We start from the raw sequence: 20460 nt of genomic DNA on the forward strand, positions 1-20460 counted from the left end.
GGGGGGAATTCACGTGTCGAACGAGGAGAAGCTCCTCGACTACCTCAAGCGCGCGACCGCCGATCTGCGCCAGGCGCGTCGCCGTCTCCGGGAGATCGAGGACCGGGAGCGGGAGCCGATCGCCATCGTCGCGATGAGCTGCCGCTTCCCGGGGGACGTCCACTCGCCCGAGGACCTGTGGGAGCTGGTCGCCGAGGGTCGGGACGTGCTCTCCGGGTTCCCGGAGGACCGCGGCTGGGACCTGGACGGGCTGTTCGACGAGGACCCCGACCGGCCCGGCACCTCGTACGTGCGGGAGGGCGGGTTCGTCCGTGACATCGCCGGGTTCGACGCGGAGTTCTTCGGGATCAGCCCGCGTGAGGCACTGGCGATGGACCCGCAGCAGCGGCTGCTGCTGGAGGCGTCGTGGGAGGTCCTGGAGCGGGCCGGGATCGACCCGCTCTCGCTGGGCGACTCCCAGACGGGGGTGTTCGCCGGCGCGATGTCCCAGGACTACGGCCCGCGTCTGCACGAGGGGCTGGAGGGGCTGGAGGGCTACCTCCTGACCGGCAACACGACCAGTGTCGTGTCCGGCCGGGTCGCCTACGCGCTGGGCCTGCAGGGGCCCGCCGTCACCGTCGACACCGCCTGCTCGTCCTCGCTGGTGGCGTTGCACCTGGCCTGCCAGGCGCTGCGGCAGGGCGAGTGCGGCCTCGCGCTGGCCGGCGGCGTCACCGTGATGTCCACGCCCGGGGTCTTCATCGAGTTCAGCCGGCAGCGGGGGCTTGCGGCAGACGGCCGCTGCAAGTCCTTCGCGGCCGCCGCGGACGGGACCGGCTGGGCGGAGGGGGTGGGCATGCTGCTGCTGGAGCGGCTCTCCGACGCCCGCCGCAACGGGCACCAGGTGCTGGCGGTCATCCGGGGTTCGGCAGTCAACCAGGACGGCGCCAGCAACGGCCTCACCGCCCCCAACGGCCTCGCCCAGCAGCGGGTGATCCGCCAGGCCCTCGGCCAGGCGGGGCTCACCACGGGCCAGGTGGACGCGGTCGAGGCGCACGGGACGGGCACCACGCTCGGTGATCCGATCGAGGCGGAGGCGCTGCTGGCCACCTACGGCCAGGGGCGGGCCGAGGGCCGTCCGCTGTGGTTGGGGTCGCTCAAGTCCAACATCGGTCACGCCCAGACGGCGTCCGGTGTGGCGGGTGTGATCAAGACGGTGATGGCGATCCGGCACGGGGTGCTGCCGCGCACCCTGCACGTCGACGAGCCGTCGCCGCACGTGGAGTGGTCCAGCGGTGCGGTCCGGCTGCTCACCGAGCCGGTCGCCTGGCCCGAGACCGGTGAGCCGCGCCGGGCGGGGGTGTCCTCGTTCGGGGTCAGCGGCACCAACGCGCACGTCATAGTCGAGCAGGCGCCGTCCTTCGCGGAGCCGGTGCCGGGCGAGGGTGCGGAGGGCTCCGAGGGCTCCGAGGCGGCGGAGGGCGCCGGCCCGGACGGCTCCGCGGGCTCCGCGGGCTCGGCGGGAACCGGTTCCGAGGACGGCCGCGGTGGCACCGCGGCCGGTGGGCCGGCGTACCTGCCGCCGCTGGTCGGCACGGGGTTGGTGCCGTGGGTGCTGTCGGGGCGGACGGACGCGGCGCTGCGGGCGCAGGCCGCTCGGCTGCGCGAGTTCGTCACCCCGAGGAAGGAGCGGATCGGGCTGGGTGAGGCCGGCTGGTCGCTGGCCACCGGTCGGGCCCGGTTCGACCACCGGGCCGTCGTCCTCGGGGCGAACCACCAGGACATGCTGGAGGGCCTGGCCGCGCTCGCCGCCGGCGATGACGCGCCGGGTGTGGTCCGCGGTGTCGCGGCGGTCGGCAGCCGCCAGGCCGACGGGCGGGCGGTGTTCGTCTTCCCCGGCCAGGGCTCCCAGTGGGCGGGCATGGCGGTGGACCTGCTGGACGTCTCCCCGGCGTTCCGGGAGCACATCGAGGCGTGCGAACGCGCGCTCGCCCCGTACACGGACTGGCGGCTCACCGACACCCTGTACGGCCTGCCCGGGGCGGCGTCGATGGACCGGGTGGACGTCGTCCAGCCCGTCCTCTTCGCGGTGATGGTCTCCCTCGCCCGTCTCTGGCAGGCCCACGGTGTCGAAGCGTCCGCCGTGATCGGGCACAGCCAGGGCGAGATCGCCGCCGCCCACATCGCCGGCGCCCTCACCCTGGAGGAGGCGGCCCGCATCGCCGCCCTGCGCAGCCAGGCCATCACCCGCATCGCCGGCAAGGGCGGCATGGGACACGTGGCGCTGCCGCAGGACCAGGTCTCCGACCGGCTGTCGGCGTGGCCCGGCCTGTCCGTCGCCGCCGTCAACGGCCCCGCCTCCACCGTGATCTCGGGCGACGCCACCGCGCTCCAGGAGTTCATCACGGCGTGCGAGACGGACGGGGTGCGGGCCCGTGCCATCCCCGTCGACTACGCCTCCCACAGCGCCCACGTCGAGGAACTCCGCGACGAGCTGACCACCCTCCTCGGCGACGTCACGCCGCGGGCGTCGGCCGTTCCGTTCTACTCCACCGTCACCGGCGGCCTGCTCGACACCCGCGAACTCACCGCCGAGTACTGGTACACCAACCTGCGCGAGACCGTCCGCTTCCACGCGACCCTGACCGCGCTGCTCGACGACGGCCACACCCTCTGCGTCGAAGCCAGCCCTCACCCCGTCCTCACCACCGCCATCCAGGACACCATCGACACCACCGCCACCGCCACCGACACCGGCGGGGCGGTCGTCGGGACGCTGCGCCGCGACGAACCCGGGCCCGCCGGCTTCCTCACCTCCCTCGCCGAGGCGCACGCCCACGGCGCCGCCGTCACCTGGGCGGCGCTCAACCTGATTGATCGTCATGTCGACCTGCCCACCTACGCCTTCCAGCGGAAGCGATTCTGGATCGACCCGGTGACCGCTGACGTCACGGGGCAGGTGCAGCTCGCTGCGATCGCCCGGGAGTCGGGTTCCGAGGCGCCGTACGAGGGCGCCGGCTCGCTGGCGCGGACGCTGCGCGGCCTCGCCCCGGCCGAGCGCGACGAGATGCTGCTCGACCTGGTGCGCACCCAGGCCGCTGCCGTCCTCGGACATGCCGAGCTGGACGCGGTGGAGCCCGCCCGGGTGTTCAAGGAGTTCGGTTTCGACTCGCTGACGGCCGTGGCCCTGCGGAACCGGCTCAACGCCAGGACCGGCCTGCGGTTGCCGGTCGCCGTGGTCTTCGACCACCCCACACCGCGCGCGCTCGCCGCATTCCTGGGCGAGGAGTTGCTGGGGCAGGGGCGCGGGGCCGGCGCGCTCGTTCCGGCCGGCCGGGAATCGGACGAAGGCGAACCGATCGCCATCGTCGCGATGGGCTGCCGCTTCCCGGGAGACGTCCGCTCGCCGGAGGAGTTGTGGCGGCTCGTCGTGGAGGGCGCCGACGCGATCACGCCGTTCCCGACGGACCGTGGCTGGGACCTGGAGAACCTCTACCACCCGGATCCGGAACACTCGGGAACGACCTACGTGCGCGAGGGCGGCTTCCTGACGGACATCGCGGGATTCGACCCGGTCTTCTTCGGGATCTCGCCGCGTGAGGCGCTGGCGATGGATCCGCAGCAGCGGTTGCTGCTGGAGACGTCCTGGGAGGTGTTCGAGCGGGCCGGGATCGACCCGGTGACGCTGCGGGGCAGCCGGACCGGAGTCTTCGCCGGGACCACCCACCAGGACTACGGGCCCCGGCTGCACGAGCCGCTGGCGGAGGTGGAGGGATATCTCCTGACCGGCAACACGCCCAGCGTGGTGTCGGGCCGCATCGCCTACACCTTCGGCCTGGAGGGGCCGGCGGTCACGGTCGACACGGCGTGCTCGTCGTCGCTGGTGGCGCTGCACCTGGCCGCGCAGGCGCTACGGCAGGGCGAGTGCGACCTGGCGCTGGCCGGTGGCGTGACGGTGATGTCCACACCGGGCGCGTTCGTCGAGTTCAGCCGGCAGCGGGGCCTGGCGGCGGACGGGCGGTGCAAGCCGTTCTCGGCGGCCGCCGACGGCACCAGCTGGGCCGAGGGTGTCGGATTGCTGCTGGTCGAGCGGCTCTCCGACGCCCAGCGCCACGGGCACCGGGTGCTGGCCCTCATCCGGGGTTCGGCCGTCAACCAGGACGGCGCCAGCAACGGCCTCACCGCCCCCAACGGTCCGTCGCAGCAACGCGTCATCCGCCAGGCACTCGCCAACGCGCGCCTGGTCGCGGCCGACATCGACGTCGTCGAGGCGCACGGCACCGGTACGACGCTCGGCGATCCGATCGAGGCCGAAGCGCTGCTGGCCACCTACGGCCAGGAACGTGCGGAGGACCGGCCGCTGTGGCTCGGCTCCCTCAAAGCCAACATCGGCCACACCCAGGCCGCAGCCGGCGTCGCCGGCGTCATCAAGACGGTGATGGCCATGCGCCACGGCGTGCTGCCCCGCGTACTGCACGCCGACCAGCCGTCGCCGCACGTGGCCTGGTCCGAGGGCGGCATCGCCCTGCTGACCGAGGAGACCCCCTGGCCGGAGACCGGGGCGCCGCGCCGGGCCGGTGTCTCGTCCTTCGGCGTCAGTGGGACCAACGCGCACGTGATCCTGGAGCAGGCACCGGCCGTGGAGGCACCGGCTCCGGTGGAGGGGGCGACTCCCGCCACGGGCCTGGTGCCGTGGGTGCTGTCCGGCAAGACCGACGCCGCACTGCGCGCCCAGGCCGAACGCCTGCACAGCCACATCGAGACCAACCCCGAACTCGATCTCGCCGACGTGGCCTGGTCGCTGGCCGCGGAACGGGCAACATTCGACCACCGAGCGGTCGTCCTCGCCGACCACCGCGACGACTTCCTCACCCGCCTACGAGCCCTCGCCGACGGCCAGCCCGCCCCCGGCCTCACCAAAGACACCACCACCCCCGGCAAAACCGCCTTCCTGTTCACCGGTCAGGGCGCTCAACGAGCCGGCATGGGACGCGAGCTGTACACACGCTTCCCCGTGTTCGCCGAAGCCTTCGACCAGACATGCGCCCTCTTCGACACCCACCTCGACCGCCCACTCAAAACCCTCGTCTTCGCCGACCCCGGAACCGACGAAGCCACCCTCCTCCACCAGACCGGCTACGCCCAACCCGCCCTGTTCACCCTCGAAGTCGCACTCTTCCGACTCATCGAAACCTTCGGCCTCACCCCCGACTACCTCCTCGGCCACTCCATCGGCGAACTCACCGCCGCCCACCTCGCCGGCGTCCTCAACCTCACCGACGCCGTCACCCTCGTCGCCACCCGAGCCAGGCTCATGCAAGCCGCCCCCACCGGCGGCACCATGACCGCCATCCAAGCCACCGAAGACGAAATCCGCCCCCACCTCGACGGCCACCACCACCACGTCAGCATCGCCGCCATCAACAGCCCCACCAACCTCGTCCTCTCCGGCGACCCCCACACCCTCCACACCATCGCCACCCACTTCGAAAACCAAGGCCGCAAAACCAAAACCCTCAACGTCAGCCACGCCTTCCACTCCCCCGCCATGGACAGCGCCCTCACCCAACTCACCCACACCGCCGCCACCCTCACCTACCACCCACCCCGCATCCCCCTCATCTCCAACCTCACCGGACACCCCGCCACCACCCAACAACTCACCGACCCCACCTACTGGGCCCAACAACTCCGCAACACCGTCCAATTCGCCCAAGCCATCACCACCCTCACCCACCACCACAACGTCACCACCTACCTCGAACTCGGACCCCACCCCACCCTCACCCCCCACACCCCCGACACCACCCACACCATCCCCACCCTCCACAACAACCGCAACGAAACCCACACCCTCCTCACCGCCCTCGCCCAAGCCCACACCCACACCACCCCCCTCACCTGGACCACCACCCTCAACCACACACCCACCACCCACACCAACCTCCCCACCTACCCCTTCCAACACCACCGCTACTGGCTCGACACCCCCACCACACCCAAGAACGTCACACGACTCGGACTCCACCCCACCGAACACCCACTCCTCGGCGCGGCGGTGAACCTGGCCGACGGCGGCCACCTGTTCACCGGCCGACTGTCCCCACGCACCCACCCCTGGCTGGCCGACCACACCGTCATGGGCTCGGCCATCCTCCCGGGCACCGGGTTCGTCGAGCTGGCCGTCCAGGCCGGCCGCCAGGTGGGCTGCGACCTGCTGGAGGAGCTGACGCTGGAAGCGCCGCTGGTGCTGCCGGAGGGTCAGGCCGTGCACATCCAGCTCTCGGTGGGCTCGGCGGACGAGTCGGGTCGTCGGCCGCTCGCCCTGTTCTCGCGGCCGGAGGACGCCGCCCCGGATCAGCCGTGGACCCGCCATGCCGGCGGCGCTCTGCTGGCGTCGGCACGCACGGGCGGCGTTGCGGCGCCGGCGGGGTCCGACTTCGGCGTGTGGCCACCGGCCGGTGCGGTCGCGGTGCCGACGGACGGCCTGTACGAGCGGTTCGAGGAGACCGGGATCGCCTACGGTCCGGCGTTCCGGGCCCTGGAGGCCGTGTGGCGGCTCGGGGACGAGCTGTTCGCCGAGGTGCGACTGCGCCCGGAGCAGGTGTCGGAGGCCGGGGCGTTCGGGGTGCACCCGGCGCTGCTGGACGCGACGCTGCACTCGCTGGCCCTGGGGACGCTCCTGGAGGACGGGGGCGAGGGTCATCTGCCGTTCTCCTGGAGTGGCGTTTCGCTGCACGCCTCGGGTGCCTCGACGCTGCGGGTGCGGTGGTCGCGCGGTGCCTCCGGCGGGGTCGCGCTGGCGGTCGCCGACGGCACGGGCGCTCCGGTCGCGTCGGTCGACCGGCTTGTGACGCGGCGGATCTCGGCGGATCAGATGCGGGCCGCTCGCGGTGCGCGTCAGGAGTCGCTGTACGAGGTGCGCTGGGACGTCGTGGCGCTGCCGGAGCCGGTCGCCGGTCAGCAGGTGCCCGGCGGTCGCTGGGCGGTGATCGGTGCGGACGCGGACGCGGCCGGGCGGTATGTCGACGGCGTCGCGGTGGAGGTGTTCGCCGATCTGCGGGCGCTGCAGGACGCGGTGTCCGCGGGCGCGCCGTCGCCCGACACGGTGCTGGTCGCCGACACGATGCTGGTACCGGGCGGGCCGGACGCCCCGCGCGGTGGCCTGGCCGGTGGTGTCACGGGGTCGGCCGACGACGTCGCCGCGTCCACCAGGACCGCCGTGCACCGGGCGCTGGCCCTGCTCCAGCAGTGGGCGGCCGACGAGCGGTTCGCCGCGGCCCGGCTGGTGGTGGCCACCCGCGGAGCGGTGGAGGTCCAGCGCGGCGACGGGCTGCCGGACCTCGTGCGGGCTCCCCTGTGGGGGCTGGTGCGTTCGGCCCAGCTTGAGCACCCGGGCCGGTTCGTGCTGGCGGACGTGGACGGGCAGGAGCCGTCGGCGCGGCAGCTTCCCGCAGCCGTGGCGTCGGGTGAGCCGCAGCTGGCGCTGCGTGCCGGCGCGATGTCGGTGCCGCGGCTGGTTCGTCCGGCGGCCGACGAGGTGCTGTCCGCCCCGGCAGGGGTCGCCGAGTGGCGTCTGGACATCACCGAGAACGGCACCCTGGAGAACCTGGCACTGCTCCCGTGCCGCGAGGACGCCGGCGGGCCGTTGGCCGCGGGCCAGGTCAGGATCGCCGTGGAGGCGGCGGGTCTGAACTTCCGTGACGTGCTGATCGCGCTGGGGGTCTACCCGGGCGCGGCACAGATGGGCGGCGAGGGCGCCGGTGTGGTCACCGAGGTCGGCCCGGGCGTGAGCGGCGTCTCGGTCGGCGACCGGGTGATGGGTGTGTTCTCGGGGGCGTTCGGGCCCGTCGCGGTGGCCGACCACCGCACGGTGGTGCGGATGCCCGAGGGCTGGTCGTTCGTCGAGGCCGCTTCCGTTCCCATCGTGTTCCTCACCGCCTACTACGCGCTCGTCGACCTCGCCCGGGTACGGCGCGGGGAGTCGCTGCTGGTGCACGCCGCCGCCGGCGGGGTCGGTATGGCCGCGGTGCAGCTGGCGCGGCACTGGGGTATTGAGGTCTTCGGTACCGCCAGCCCGGGCAAGTGGGGGACGCTGCGGGCCTCGGGTCTGGCGGACGACCACATCGCCTCGTCCCGCACGGTGGAGTTCGAGCGGGACTTCCTGGCGCGCACCGGTGGGCGCGGGGTGGACGTGGTGCTCGACAGCCTCGCCCGGGAGTTCGTGGACGCGTCGCTGCGGCTGTTGCCGCGCGGCGGCCGGTTCGTCGAGATGGGCAAGACCGACATCCGGGACGCGGCTCGGGTGGCCGCCGATCATCCGGGTGTCACCTACCGGGCCTTCGACCTGGGCGAGGCCGGCCCGGAGCGGCTCGGCGAGATGCTGGCCGAACTGGTGAAGCTGTTCGAGAGCGGCGTGCTGCAGCCGCTGCCGGTGACGACCTGGGACGTGCGGCGGGCCGAGGAGGCGTTCCGCTTCCTGAGCCAGGCGCGTCATGTCGGCAAGGTCGTGCTCACCATGCCGCCGTCGGCCGCGCCCACCCGGGACGGTGCCGCGGCGCCGGACGGCACGGTGCTGATCACGGGTGGCACCGGTGTGCTGGGCGCTCTGGTGGCCCGGCACCTGGTCGCCGAGCACGGGGTACGGCACCTGCTGCTGACCAGCCGGCGCGGCGCCGCGGCCGACGGCACCCGCGAGCTGGTGGCGGAGCTCACCGCGCTGGGCGCCGAGGTGACGGTCGCCGCCTGCGACGTCGCGGAGCGCGCTCAGGTGGCGGAGCTGCTTGCCGGTGTGCCGGCCGACCGTCCGGTGACGGCCGTGGTGCACACCGCGGGTGTGCTGGACGACGGTGTGATCGGCGCGCTGACCGAGGAGCGGGTCGATCGGGTGCTGCGGCCCAAGGTTGACGCCGCTCTGCACCTGCACGAGCTCACCGCGGGTCTGAGGCTCTCCGCGTTCGTGCTCTTCTCCTCCGCCGCAGCCGCCTTCGGCAGTGCGGGGCAGGCGAACTACGCGGCGGCGAACGCCTTCCTCGACGCGCTGGCACGCCGCCGCCGGGCCGCCGGTCTGCCGGCGACCTCGGTCGCCTGGGGCCTGTGGGGCGAGGCCAGCGGGATGACCGGTCACCTCAGCGAGGCCGATCTGGCCCGGATGGCGCGTTCCGGTGTGGCGCCGCTGTCCTCGGCCCAGGCACTGGCGTTGTTCGACGCCGCACGGGCCGGCGAGGACGCCGCGCCGGTGGCCGCCCGGCTGGACGTACCGGCCTTGCAGGAACAGGCCCGTCGGGCGCCGGAGACGGTGCCGGTGCTGCTGCGGGGGCTCGTGCGCGAGGCGGTCCGCCGGGCGCAGGACGCGGCCGCGCAGCCGGAGGCCGCCGGCTCGCTGCGTGCCGGTCTGGCCGGCCTGGCCGAGCCGGTGCGGGTCCGGACGCTGCGGGACCTGGTCGTCACACAGGTCGCCACCGTGCTGGGGTTCACCGGTGCGGACCGCGTGGACACCGAGCAGAGTTTCGTCGACCTGGGGCTGGACTCGCTGACCGCGGTGGAGTTGCGCAACCGGTTGATCACGGTGACCGGGCTACGGCTCCCCTCCACGCTGGTCTTCGACCACCCGACGGCCGGTGCCCTGGCGGGGCATCTGGCGGAGAAACTCGCCGAGGAGCTCACGCGGCCACCGGCCGGATCGCCCGCGGCGGCCGGCTCGTCACCGGACGGGGCGTCGGCCGGCTCGTCGCTGGCGGAGCTGGCGCAGCTGGAGTCGCTGCTGTCCACGGTGGACGCCAGTGAGGCGGTGCGGGAGGCGGTCGGCTCGCGGCTGCGGGCACTGCTGGCGCGGTGGAGCTCCACCGGCCCGGAGCCGGCACCGGGCGAGGCGGACGGCGCCGGGGAGCGGATCCGCGACCGGGACGTCGAGTCGGCCACCGACGACGAACTCTTCGAGCTCCTGGACAGCGGGTTCGACGACTAGCCCACCGGGCCGCGCGGCCGTGCCCTTCCCGGAGCAGTCCACGCGCGCCCTTGCCCTCCGTCAGCCCTGCCCGTCCACCCGTCCACCCCCGTACGTCGAACTTCCGACCCTTTCCGTGTGGAGATGCCAGATGTCGAACGAGGAGAAGCTCCGCGACTACCTCAAGCGGGCGACGACCGATCTTCGTCAGGCCCGCCGGCGTCTGCGCGAGCTGGAGGACAGGAACGGCGAGCCGATCGCGATCGTGGGGATGAGCTGCCGCTTCCCCGGCGGGGTGACCTCGCCGGAGGAGCTGTGGCAGCTCGTCCTGGACGGCACCGATGCGATCGCGCAGTTCCCGGCCGACCGCGGCTGGGACCTGGAGCGGCTGTACGACCCGGACCCCGAGCGCCACGGGTCGAGCTACGTGCGCGAGGGCGGTTTCCTGTACGACGCGGCGCAGTTCGACGCCGGGTTCTTCGGGATCTCGCCGCGTGAGGCGCTGGCGATGGATCCGCAGCAGCGGCTGCTGCTGGAGACGTCCTGGGAGGTGTTCGAGCGGGCCGGGATCGACCCGGTGACGCTGCGGGGCAGCCGGACCGGGATCTTCGCCGGTGTCATGTACCACGACTACGCGTCGCGGCTGCGTTCGGTCCCGGAGGGCGTCGAGGGGTACCTCGACAACGGCAGCGCGGGCAGTATCGCCTCCGGCCGCATCGCCTACACCCTGGGCCTGGAGGGGCCGGCGGTCACCGTCGACACGGCGTGCTCGTCGTCACTGGTGGCACTGCACCTGGCCTGCCAGGCACTGCGGCAGGGCGACTGCACGCTCGCCCTGGCCGGCGGGGTGACGGTGATGTCCACACCCAACGCGTTCGTGGAGTTCAGCCGGCAGCGGGGCCTGGCGGCCGACGGGCGGTGCAAGCCGTTCGCGGCGGCCGCCGACGGCACCAACTGGGGTGAGGGCGCCGGCATTCTGCTGCTGGAACGGCTCTCCGACGCGCAGCGCCAGGGGCACCAGGTGCTGGCAGTCGTCCGCGGTTCGGCCGTCAACCAGGACGGCGCCAGCAACGGCCTCACCGCCCCGAGCGGCCCCGCACAGCAGCAGGTCATCCGTCAGGCCCTCGCCAACGCGGGCCTGACCGCCGCCCAGGTCGACGCGGTCGAGGCGCACGGTACCGGCACCAGGCTGGGCGACCCGATCGAGGCGCACGCGCTGCTGGCCACCTACGGCCAGGAGCACACCGGGGACCAACCTCTGTGGCTGGGCTCGCTGAAGTCCAACATCGGTCACGCCCAGGCGGCGGCCGGCGTCGCCGGAGTGATCAAGACGGTGATGGCGATCCGGCACGGGGTGCTGCCGCGCACCCTGCACGTCGACGAGCCGTCGCCGCACGTCGACTGGAGCGCGGGCGCGGTCTCGCTGCTGACCGAGGAGACCCCGTGGCCGCGGACCGGTGCACCGCGCCGGGCCGGGGTGTCCTCGTTCGGGGTCAGCGGCACCAACGCGCACGCCGTCCTGGAGCAGGCACCGCTGGTCGAGGCACCGGATCCGGTGGAGGGGGCGGCTCCCGCCACGGGCCCGGTGCCGTGGGTGCTGTCGGGGAAGACGGACGCCGCACTGCGCGCCCAGGCCGAACGGCTGCGGGCGTTCGCGGCGGCCGATCCGTCGCTGGACCCGGCTGCCGTGGGCCGGTCCCTCGCCGTGGGGCGGACGGCTTTCGAGCACCGGGCCGTCGTCATCGCGGACTCGCTGGAGCAGTTCGTCACCGCCCTGGAGCCCCTTGCCCGGGGAGACCTGGAGACCGGGGCGGGCGTGGTCCGGGGTGTGCAGTCCGGCGGCGCCGAGCCGGTGGCCTTCCTGTTCACCGGTCAGGGCGCTCAACGAGCCGGCATGGGACGCGAGTTGTACACACGCTTCCCCGTGTTCGCCGAAGCCTTCGACCAGACATGCGCCCTCTTCGACACCCACCTCGACCGGCCACTCAAAAGCCTCGTCTTCGCCGACCCCGGAACCGACGAAGCCACCCTCCTCCACCAGACCGGCTACGCCCAACCCGCCCTGTTCACCCTCGAAGTCGCACTCTTCCGACTCATCGAAACCTTCGGCCTCACCCCCGACTACCTCCTCGGCCACTCCATCGGCGAACTCACCGCCGCCCACCTCGCCGGCGTCCTCGACCTCACCGACGCCGTCACCCTCGTCGCCACCCGAGCCAGGCTCATGCAAGCCGCCCCCACCGGCGGCACCATGACCGCCATCCAAGCCACCGAAGACGAAATCCGCCCCCACCTCGACGGCCACCACCACCACGTCAGCATCGCCGCCATCAACAGCCCCACCAACCTCGTCCTCTCCGGCGACCCCCACACCCTCCACACCATCGCCACCCACTTCGAAAACCAGGGCCGCAAAACCAAAACCCTCAACGTCAGCCACGCCTTCCACTCCCCCGCCATGGACAGCGCCCTCACCCAACTCACCCGCACCGCCGCCACCCTCACCTACCACCCACCCCGCATCCCCCTCATCTCCAACCTCACCGGACACCCCGCCACCACCCAACAACTCACCGACCCCACCTACTGGGCCCAACAACTCCGCAACACCGTCCAATTCGCCCAAGCCATCACCACCCTCACCCACCACCACAACGTCACCACCTACCTCGAACTCGGACCCCACCCCACCCTCACCCCCCACACCCCCGACACCACCCACGCCATCCCCACCCTCCACAACAACCGCAACGAAACCCACACCCTCCTCACCGCCCTCGCCCACCTCCACACCCACACCACCCCCCTCACCTGGACCACCTCCCTCAACCACACACCCACCACCCACACCAACCTCCCCACCTACCCCTTCCAACACCACCGCTACTGGCTGGAGCCGGCGGCGGGGAGCGAGCAGGCCTCACCGGAGCAGCCCGGTGTGACGGCGGATCCCGCCGAGGCACGGTTCTGGGAGGCGGTGGACCGAAGCGACGTACCGGCACTCACCTCGGTTCTCGGCCTGGAGGACGCCGACGGTCTGCCCCTGGACGCCGTACTGCCCGCGCTCTCCACCTGGCACCGGCGGCTGCGCGAGCACGCGGCGGTGAGCGGCTGGCGCTACCGGACGAGCTGGACCGCCCTCGGCCCGCGTCCGACGGCCACGACGCTCCGGGGTGCCGGGTGGCTGCTGGTGACCCCGTCCGGGTCGGGCTCGGACTCGGACTCGGGTGAGGACTCGGGTTCGGGTGAGGGCACCGGGAACATCGGCGACAACACGGAGACCGGGGACAACGGGCCATCCTGGATCGCCACCGTCCGCGCCGCGCTCCAGGACGCCGGCGCCCGTGTCGTCGAGGTCCCCGTCCGCGACGGGCGGAGCGACCGGGACACGGTCGCCGAGCTCGTCCGGCGTACCGTTGCCGACGGCGGTCCGGTCCAGGGCGTGCTGTCGCTGCTCGCCCTGGACGGCGGCGCCTTCAGCGAGCCACCGCTGTCGGCCGCCGTCGCCCCGACCCTCGCGCTGCTGCAGGGGCTCGCTGACGCCGCGGTGTCGGCCCCGCTGTGGGTGGCCACCAGCGGCGCGGTCCGGGTCAGCCCGGCGGATCCGCCGGCCCGTGCGGAGTCCGCCGCGCTGTGGGGCCTGGGTCGGGTGGCGGCACTGGAGCACCCCGACCGCTGGGGCGGGCTGATCGACCTGCCGGCCACCCCGGACGGCCGTGCCGCGCGGCTGCTGACCGACCTGCTCGCGGAGCCGCGGGACGAGGACCAACTGGCCGTCCGGGTCTCCGGCGGCTATGCGTGCCGCCTGGTGCCCGCACCGGCGACGGACACAGAGGGTGCACCGACCCCGTGGCGCGCGCGGGGCACGGTCCTGGTGACCGGCGGCACCGGCGCGCTGGGTGCCCGGGTGGCACGGTGGCTGGCGCGCAACGGTGCCGAGCACATCGTGCTGACCAGCCGTTCCGGGGCGCGGGCCCGCGGCGCCGAGCAGCTGCAGGACGAACTGGCCGCCCTCGGCGCCGCGGTCACCGTCGCCGGCTGCGACGTCGCCGACCGCGCCGAGCTGGCACGGCTCCTCGACTCCCTCCCGGCCGCGCCGCCCCTGAGGGCGGTCGTCCACGCCGCCGGGGTACTCGCCGACGGCGTCCTGGAGTCGATGGAGCCCGAGCAGCTCGACCGGGTCTTCCGCGCCAAGGCCGATGCGGCCCACCACCTGCACGAGCTCACCCGGGGGCTGGACCTCGACGCGTTCGTGCTGTTCTCGTCGCTGTCCGGCACACTGGGCGGCGCGGGGCAGGGCAACTACGCCGCGGCGAACACCTACCTGGACGCGCTCGCCCAACGGCGCCGCGCCGAAGGTCTGCCCGCCACCTCCATCGCCTGGGGCCCCTGGGCGGACGGCGGTATGGCCCTCGACGACGCGGTACGGGAGCGCATGCGCCGCGGCGGGGTACGCCCGATGGCACCGGAGCAGGCGATCAGGGCGCTCGAAGCGGCGCTGGGTGATGACGAGACGACGCTCGCGGTGGCCGACATCGACTGGGAGCGGTTCCTGCCCGCCTTCACCGCGAGCCGTCCCAGCCCGCTACTCGCCACGCTCCCGGCGGCACGGCGGCTGGCCTCCGCGGCCTGCCCCGTCTCGTCGCCGGCCGGAACGGGCGGCGGCGCCGCCACGTCGGTTCTCGCGCAACTGCTCGCGGACACCCCGGCGGGGGCTCGTACGGAAGTGGCGCTGGATCTCGTCCGCACCCAGGTGGCCGCGGTGCTCGGGCACGCCTCCGCGGAGACCGTCGTACCCCAACGGGCATTCCGCGAGCTGGGATTCGACTCGCTCACCGCCGTGGAACTGCGCAATCGGATCAACGCGACCACCGGTCTGTCGCTGCCCGCCACCCTGATCTTCGACTATCCGACCCCCGAGGCCCTGTCCCGGCACGTGGTGGAGGCGGTCCTCGGTACCGGTGCACGGATCGGGGCGGTCACGGGGCCGACCCGCGACGCCGAGGACGATCCGGTCGTCATCGTCGGGATGAGCTGCCGGTTCCCCGGCGGGGCCGACTCGCCGGAGAAGCTGTGGGACCTGCTGATCGCCGGCGAGGACGCCGTCACACCCTTCCCGACGGACCGAGGCTGGCTCCTCGGCGAGCTCTTCGACCCCGACCCCGACCGCTCCGGAACGAGCTATGTACACGAGGGCGGCTTCGTCGCCGGCGCCGCGGACTTCGACGCCGGGTTCTTCGGGATCTCGCCGCGTGAGGCGCTGGCGATGGATCCGCAGCAGCGGTTGCTGCTGGAGACGTCCTGGGAGGTGTTCGAGCGGGCCGGGATCGACCCGGTGACGCTGCGGGGCAGCCGGACCGGCGTCTTCGCCGGGACCAACGGCCAGGACTACGCGAGTCACTCGACCTACGCGCCCGCGGACCTCGAAGGACACATCGGGACGGGCAACGCGGCCAGTGTCATGTCCGGCCGCATCGCCTACACCTTCGGCCTGGAGGGGCCGGCGGTCACGGTCGACACGGCGTGCTCGTCGTCGCTGGTGGCGCTGCACCTGGCCGCGCAGGCGCTACGGCAGGGCGAGTGCGACCTGGCGCTAGCCGGTGGCGTGACGGTGATGTCCACACCGGGCGCGTTCGTGGAGTTCAGCCGGCAGCGGGGCCTGGCGGCGGACGGGCGGTGCAAGCCGTTCGCCGCGGCGGCCGACGGCACGGGCTGGGGTGAGGGCGTGGGCATGCTGCTGGTCGAGCGGCTCTCCGACGCGCAGCGTCACGGGCACCGGGTGCTGGCAGTGGTCCGGGGTTCGGCCGTCAACCAGGACGGCGCCAGCAACGGCCTCACCGCCCCCAACGGTCCGTCGCAGCAACGCGTCATCCGCCAGGCACTCGCCAACGCACGGCTGTCCGCGGCCGACGTCGACGCGGTCGAGGCGCACGGCACCGGCACCAGGCTGGGCGATCCGATCGAGGCTCAGGCGCTGCTGGCGACGTACGGCGAGGATCGTGTTGACGGACGCCCGCTGTGGCTGGGCTCGGTGAAGTCCAACATCGGTCACACCCAGGCCGCCGCCGGCGTCGCCGGCGTCATCAAGATGGTCATGGCCATGCGCCACGGCATCCTCCCCCGCACCCTGCACGTCGACGAGCCGACACCACACGTCGACTGGACCAGCGGCGCCGTCTCGCTCCTCACCGAGGAGACCCCCTGGCCCCAGACGGGTGGACCGCGCCGAGCCGGGGTGTCGTCCTTCGGTGTCAGCGGAACCAACGCCCACGTACTCCTGGAGCAGGGGCTCACCACGCCGACGGAGGAAGCGGCGTCCCCAGGGGAGCACGGCCTGGTGCCGTGGGTGCTGTCCGGCAAGACCGACGCCGCACTGCGCGCCCAGGCCGAACGCCTGCACAGCCACATCGAGACCAACCCCAAACTCGATCTCGCCGACGTGGCCTGGTCGCTGGCCGCGGAACGGGCAACATTCGACCACCGCGCGGTCGTCCTCGCCGACCACCGCGACGACTTCCTCACCCGCCTACAGGCCCTCGCCGACGGCGAGCCCGCCCCCGGCCTCACCAAAGACACCACCACCCCCGGCAAAACCGCCTTCCTGTTCACCGGTCAGGGCGCCCAACGAGCCGGCATGGGACGCGAGCTGTACACACGCTTCCCCGTGTTCGCCGAAGCCTTCGACCAGACATGCGCCCTCTTCGACACCCACCTCGACCGCCCACTCAAAAGCCTCGTCTTCGCCGACCCCGACACCCACGAAGCCACCCTCCTCCACCAGACCGGCTACGCCCAACCCGCCCTGTTCACCCTCGAAGTCGCACTCTTCCGACTCATCGAAACCTTCGGCCTCACCCCCGACTACCTCCTCGGCCACTCCATCGGCGAACTCACCGCCGCCCACCTCGCCGGCGTCCTCAACCTCACCGACGCCGTCACCCTCGTCGCCACCCGAGCCCAACTCATGCAAGCCGCCCCCACCGGCGGCACCATGACCGCCATCCAAGCCACCGAAGACGAAATCCGCCCCCACCTCGACGGCCACCACCACCACGTCAGCATCGCCGCCATCAACAGCCCCACCAACCTCGTCCTCTCCGGCGACCCCCACACCCTCCACACCATCGCCACCCACTTCGAAAACCAAGGCCGCAAAACCAAAACCCTCAACGTCAGCCACGCCTTCCACTCCCCCGCCATGGACAGCGCCCTCACCCAACTCACCCACACCGCCACCACCCTCACCTACCACCCACCCCGCATCCCCCTCATCTCCAACCTCACCGGACACCCCGCCACCACCCAACAACTCACCGACCCCACCTACTGGGCCCAACAACTCCGCAACACCGTCCAATTCGCCCAAGCCATCACCACCCTCACCCACCACCACAACGTCACCACCTACCTCGAACTCGGACCCCACCCCACCCTCACCCCCACACCCCCGACACCACCCACACCATCCCCACCCTCCACAACAACCGCAACGAAACCCACACCCTCCTCACCGCCCTCGCCCAAGCCCACACTCACACCACCCCCCTCACCTGGACCACCACCCTCAACCACACACCCACCACCCACACCAACCTCCCCACCTACCCCTTCCAACACCACCGCTACTGGCTCGACACCCCCACCACACCCGGCGACGCGGCCGCTCTGGGACTGGCCACCACCACTCATCCGCTGCTCGGCGCGGCGGTGAACCTGGCCGACACCGACGGGTACCTCTTCACCTCACGGCTGTCCCTGGCCTCCCACCCCTGGCTGGCCGACCACGCCGTCATGGGCTCGGTCCTGCTGCCCGGCACCGCCTTCGTCGAACTCGCCCTGCACGCGGGTGCGCAGGCCGACAGCCCGCACGTCGAGGAGCTCACCCTCGAAGCGCCGCTGGTCATCCCCGCGGAGGGCAGTGTGCAGGTGCAGGTCACGGTGGGCGAGCCGGACGGCGACGGCCGGCGCCCGGTGGCCGTTCACTCGCGGATCCCGGGCGACCTGGCGGACGCCCTGCACTCCGCCGACGGGTGGACGCGGCATGCGACCGGCGCTGTGTGCCCGGAGCCCGAGGCGGCCGGCGAGCCCGGTTCCCTGGTCCAGTGGCCGCCCGCCGGGGCGACCGAGGTGGGCGTCGACGGCCTGTACGAACGCCTTCACGGCATCGGGTTCGGCTACGGCCCGGCTTTCCAAGGTCTGCGGGCGGTCTGGCGAAGCGCCGACGTCCTCTACGCCGAGGTGGCTCTACCAGGAGGCCTGCAAGAGAACGGGGAGGCGTTCGCCCTGCACCCCGCGCTCCTCGACGCGGTGCTGCACGTCTTGGGCCTGAGGTCGGGGGAGGAACTCGGCGCGGCTCAGCTGCCGTTCTCCTGGAACGGCGTCTCCCTGCACGCGACGGGCGCCACCGTGCTGCGCGCCTGCCTGGCTCCCCGCGGCAGCGACAGCTACACGTTGACCATCGCCGACAGCTCCGGCGCCCCCGTGGCCACGATCGACGCCCTGATGACCAGGCCGATCACCGCGGAGCAGATAGCCCGCGCCCGATCGGTCCCGAACTCCCCACTGTTCCAGGTGGAGTGGCGTACGGTCACCGCGTCGGCCGGCTCCTCCGGCGAGACCGTTCCGGGCGCGGCGGGACAGGGCCGCTGGGCCGTCGTGGGGGACGACCCGCTGGGGATGAGCGCCGGGCTGAAGTCGACCGGCGCAAGCCTCGACGTCTATCCCGACATCGAGGCGTTCGCGGCCGCGATGGAGGCCGGGTCGGCGGTGCCGGAGTACGTGTTCGCGCCGTTCGCCTCGGACCCGGCACGGGCGGTGGACGACATCCCCGCCGCGGCCCTGTCCGGCACCCGACGAGCGCTGGCTCTTCTGCAGTTCTGGCTGGGTGACGAGCGTTACGCCGCCAGCCGACTCGTCCTCCTCACCCACCACGCCATCGCCACCCACCCCGACGAGAACATCACCGACCTCCCCCACACACCCCTCTGGGGCCTCACCCGCTCCGCCCAATCCGAACACCCCCACCGCATCACCCTCATCGACACCGACAACCACCCCACCAGCTGGCACACCCTCCCCACCACACTCACCACCCACCCCCAACACGCCCTCCGCAACGGCACCCCCCACACCCCCACCTCACCCACCACACCACCACCAACACCACCCCCAACCCCCATCAACCCCAACGGCACCATCCTGATCACCGGCGGCACCGGCACCCTCGCCACCCACATCGCCCGCCACCTCACCACCCACCACGGCGCCCGCCACCTGCTGCTGGCCAGCCGCTCCGGCCCCAACGCCCCCGGCGCCACCCAACTCCACACCCAACTCACCGCACTCGGCGCCACCGTCACCATCACCGCCTGCGACACCACCGACCCCAACGCCCTACGCCACCTGCTCAACACCATCCCCGACCAACACCCCCTCACCACCGTCATCCACACCGCCGGAGCACTCCACGACGCCACCCTCACCCACCAAACCCCCGACCACCTCACCCACACACTCACCCCCAAAATCAACACCGCCACCCACCTCCACCACCTCACCCGCCACCTCCCCCTCGACCACTTCATCCTCTTCTCCTCCGCCTCCGGCATCCTCGGCGCCACCGGACAAGCCAACTACGCCGCCGCCAACACCTACCTCGACGCCCTCGCCCACCACCGCCACACCCAAGGCCTACCCGCCACCTCCATCGCCTGGGGCCTCTGGGCCGAAACCAGCACCATGACCAACCACCTCAACGACACCGACATCCACCGCATGACCCGCGCCGGCATGCCCCCACTGACCACCAACGACGGACTCGCACTCCTCGACACCGCACTCACCACCAACACCCCACTCCTCATCGCACTCAACCTCGACCTCGCAAAGATCCGCACACAGGCCACCTCCACACCCATCTCCCCACTACTCCACAGCCTGGTCCGGGCACCGCTACGCCGGGCGGCGAACACCGAGGCGGACGGCAGCGAGGAAGGCGGCACACTGAGGCGGCGGTTGGGAGAGCTGTCCGGTGCCGAGCGCGGCAGGGGCCTGCTCAGGTTCGTCACCACGGAGATCGCGACGGCCCTCGGCCACAGCACGTCGACCTCGATCGACGCCGGGCGACCGCTGGGCGAGCTCGGTGTCGACTCCCTGATCGCCGTCGACCTGCGCAACCGCCTCGGCGCGGCCACCGGCCTGCGGCTACCGGCATCCCTGACCTTCGACCATCCCACGCCGGGAGCGCTCTCCGAATTCCTGCTCACGGAGCTCTTCCCGGAAGCAGACAGGACAGCGGCGGCGAAACACGTGGTCCGCGAGATCGACCGCCTCGAAGCCGCGCTGACGACGGCCGAATTCGACGAGGAAGCGGTGTCGGGCATCGCCGAGCGGCTGCAGAACCTGCTGGCCGCGTGGAACAGAACTCACAGCGCGGCGGACGGTGCCTCGGTGGCCGAGAAGATCCAGTCGGCGACCGCCGACGAGATCTTCGATTTCATCCAGAAAGAGTTCGGAAAGTCTTGAGCGCGCGACCG

The 20460-nt window shown here is 72.5% G+C and carries 3 protein-coding genes; all 3 read left to right on the forward strand.

Annotated features, from left to right (window positions below; translation table 11 throughout):
• Positions 1-13 precede the first annotated feature (13 nt).
• The 3 genes from RMN57_RS06200 (at position 14) to RMN57_RS06210 (ending at position 20449) form a co-directional block, all read left to right on the forward strand.
• Positions 14-9946 (forward strand): SDR family NAD(P)-dependent oxidoreductase, encoded by a 9933-nt coding sequence (locus RMN57_RS06200; RefSeq protein WP_313762356.1) that lies wholly within the window; start codon positions 14-16, stop codon positions 9944-9946.
• A gap of 130 nt (positions 9947-10076) precedes the next feature.
• Positions 10077-17636, forward strand: a complete 7560-nt coding sequence (locus RMN57_RS06205) for a type I polyketide synthase (protein ID WP_313762357.1) — start codon at positions 10077-10079, stop codon at positions 17634-17636.
• Positions 17633-20449 (forward strand): type I polyketide synthase, encoded by a 2817-nt coding sequence (locus RMN57_RS06210; RefSeq protein WP_313762358.1) that lies wholly within the window; start codon positions 17633-17635, stop codon positions 20447-20449. The genes RMN57_RS06205 and RMN57_RS06210 overlap by 4 nt, the downstream gene beginning before the upstream one ends.
• Positions 20450-20460: the final 11 nt, after the last annotated feature.

It is taken from the genome of Kitasatospora sp. CM 4170, from assembly GCF_032110285.1.
Classification (GTDB): Bacteria; Actinomycetota; Actinomycetes; order Streptomycetales; family Streptomycetaceae; genus Kitasatospora; species Kitasatospora aburaviensis.

Excerpts from the sequence above, each read along its gene's own strand:
- RMN57_RS06205 (WP_313762357.1), top strand. The coding sequence starts at position 10,077 with ATGTCGAACGAGGAGAAGCTCCGCGACTACCTCAAGCGGGCGACGACC.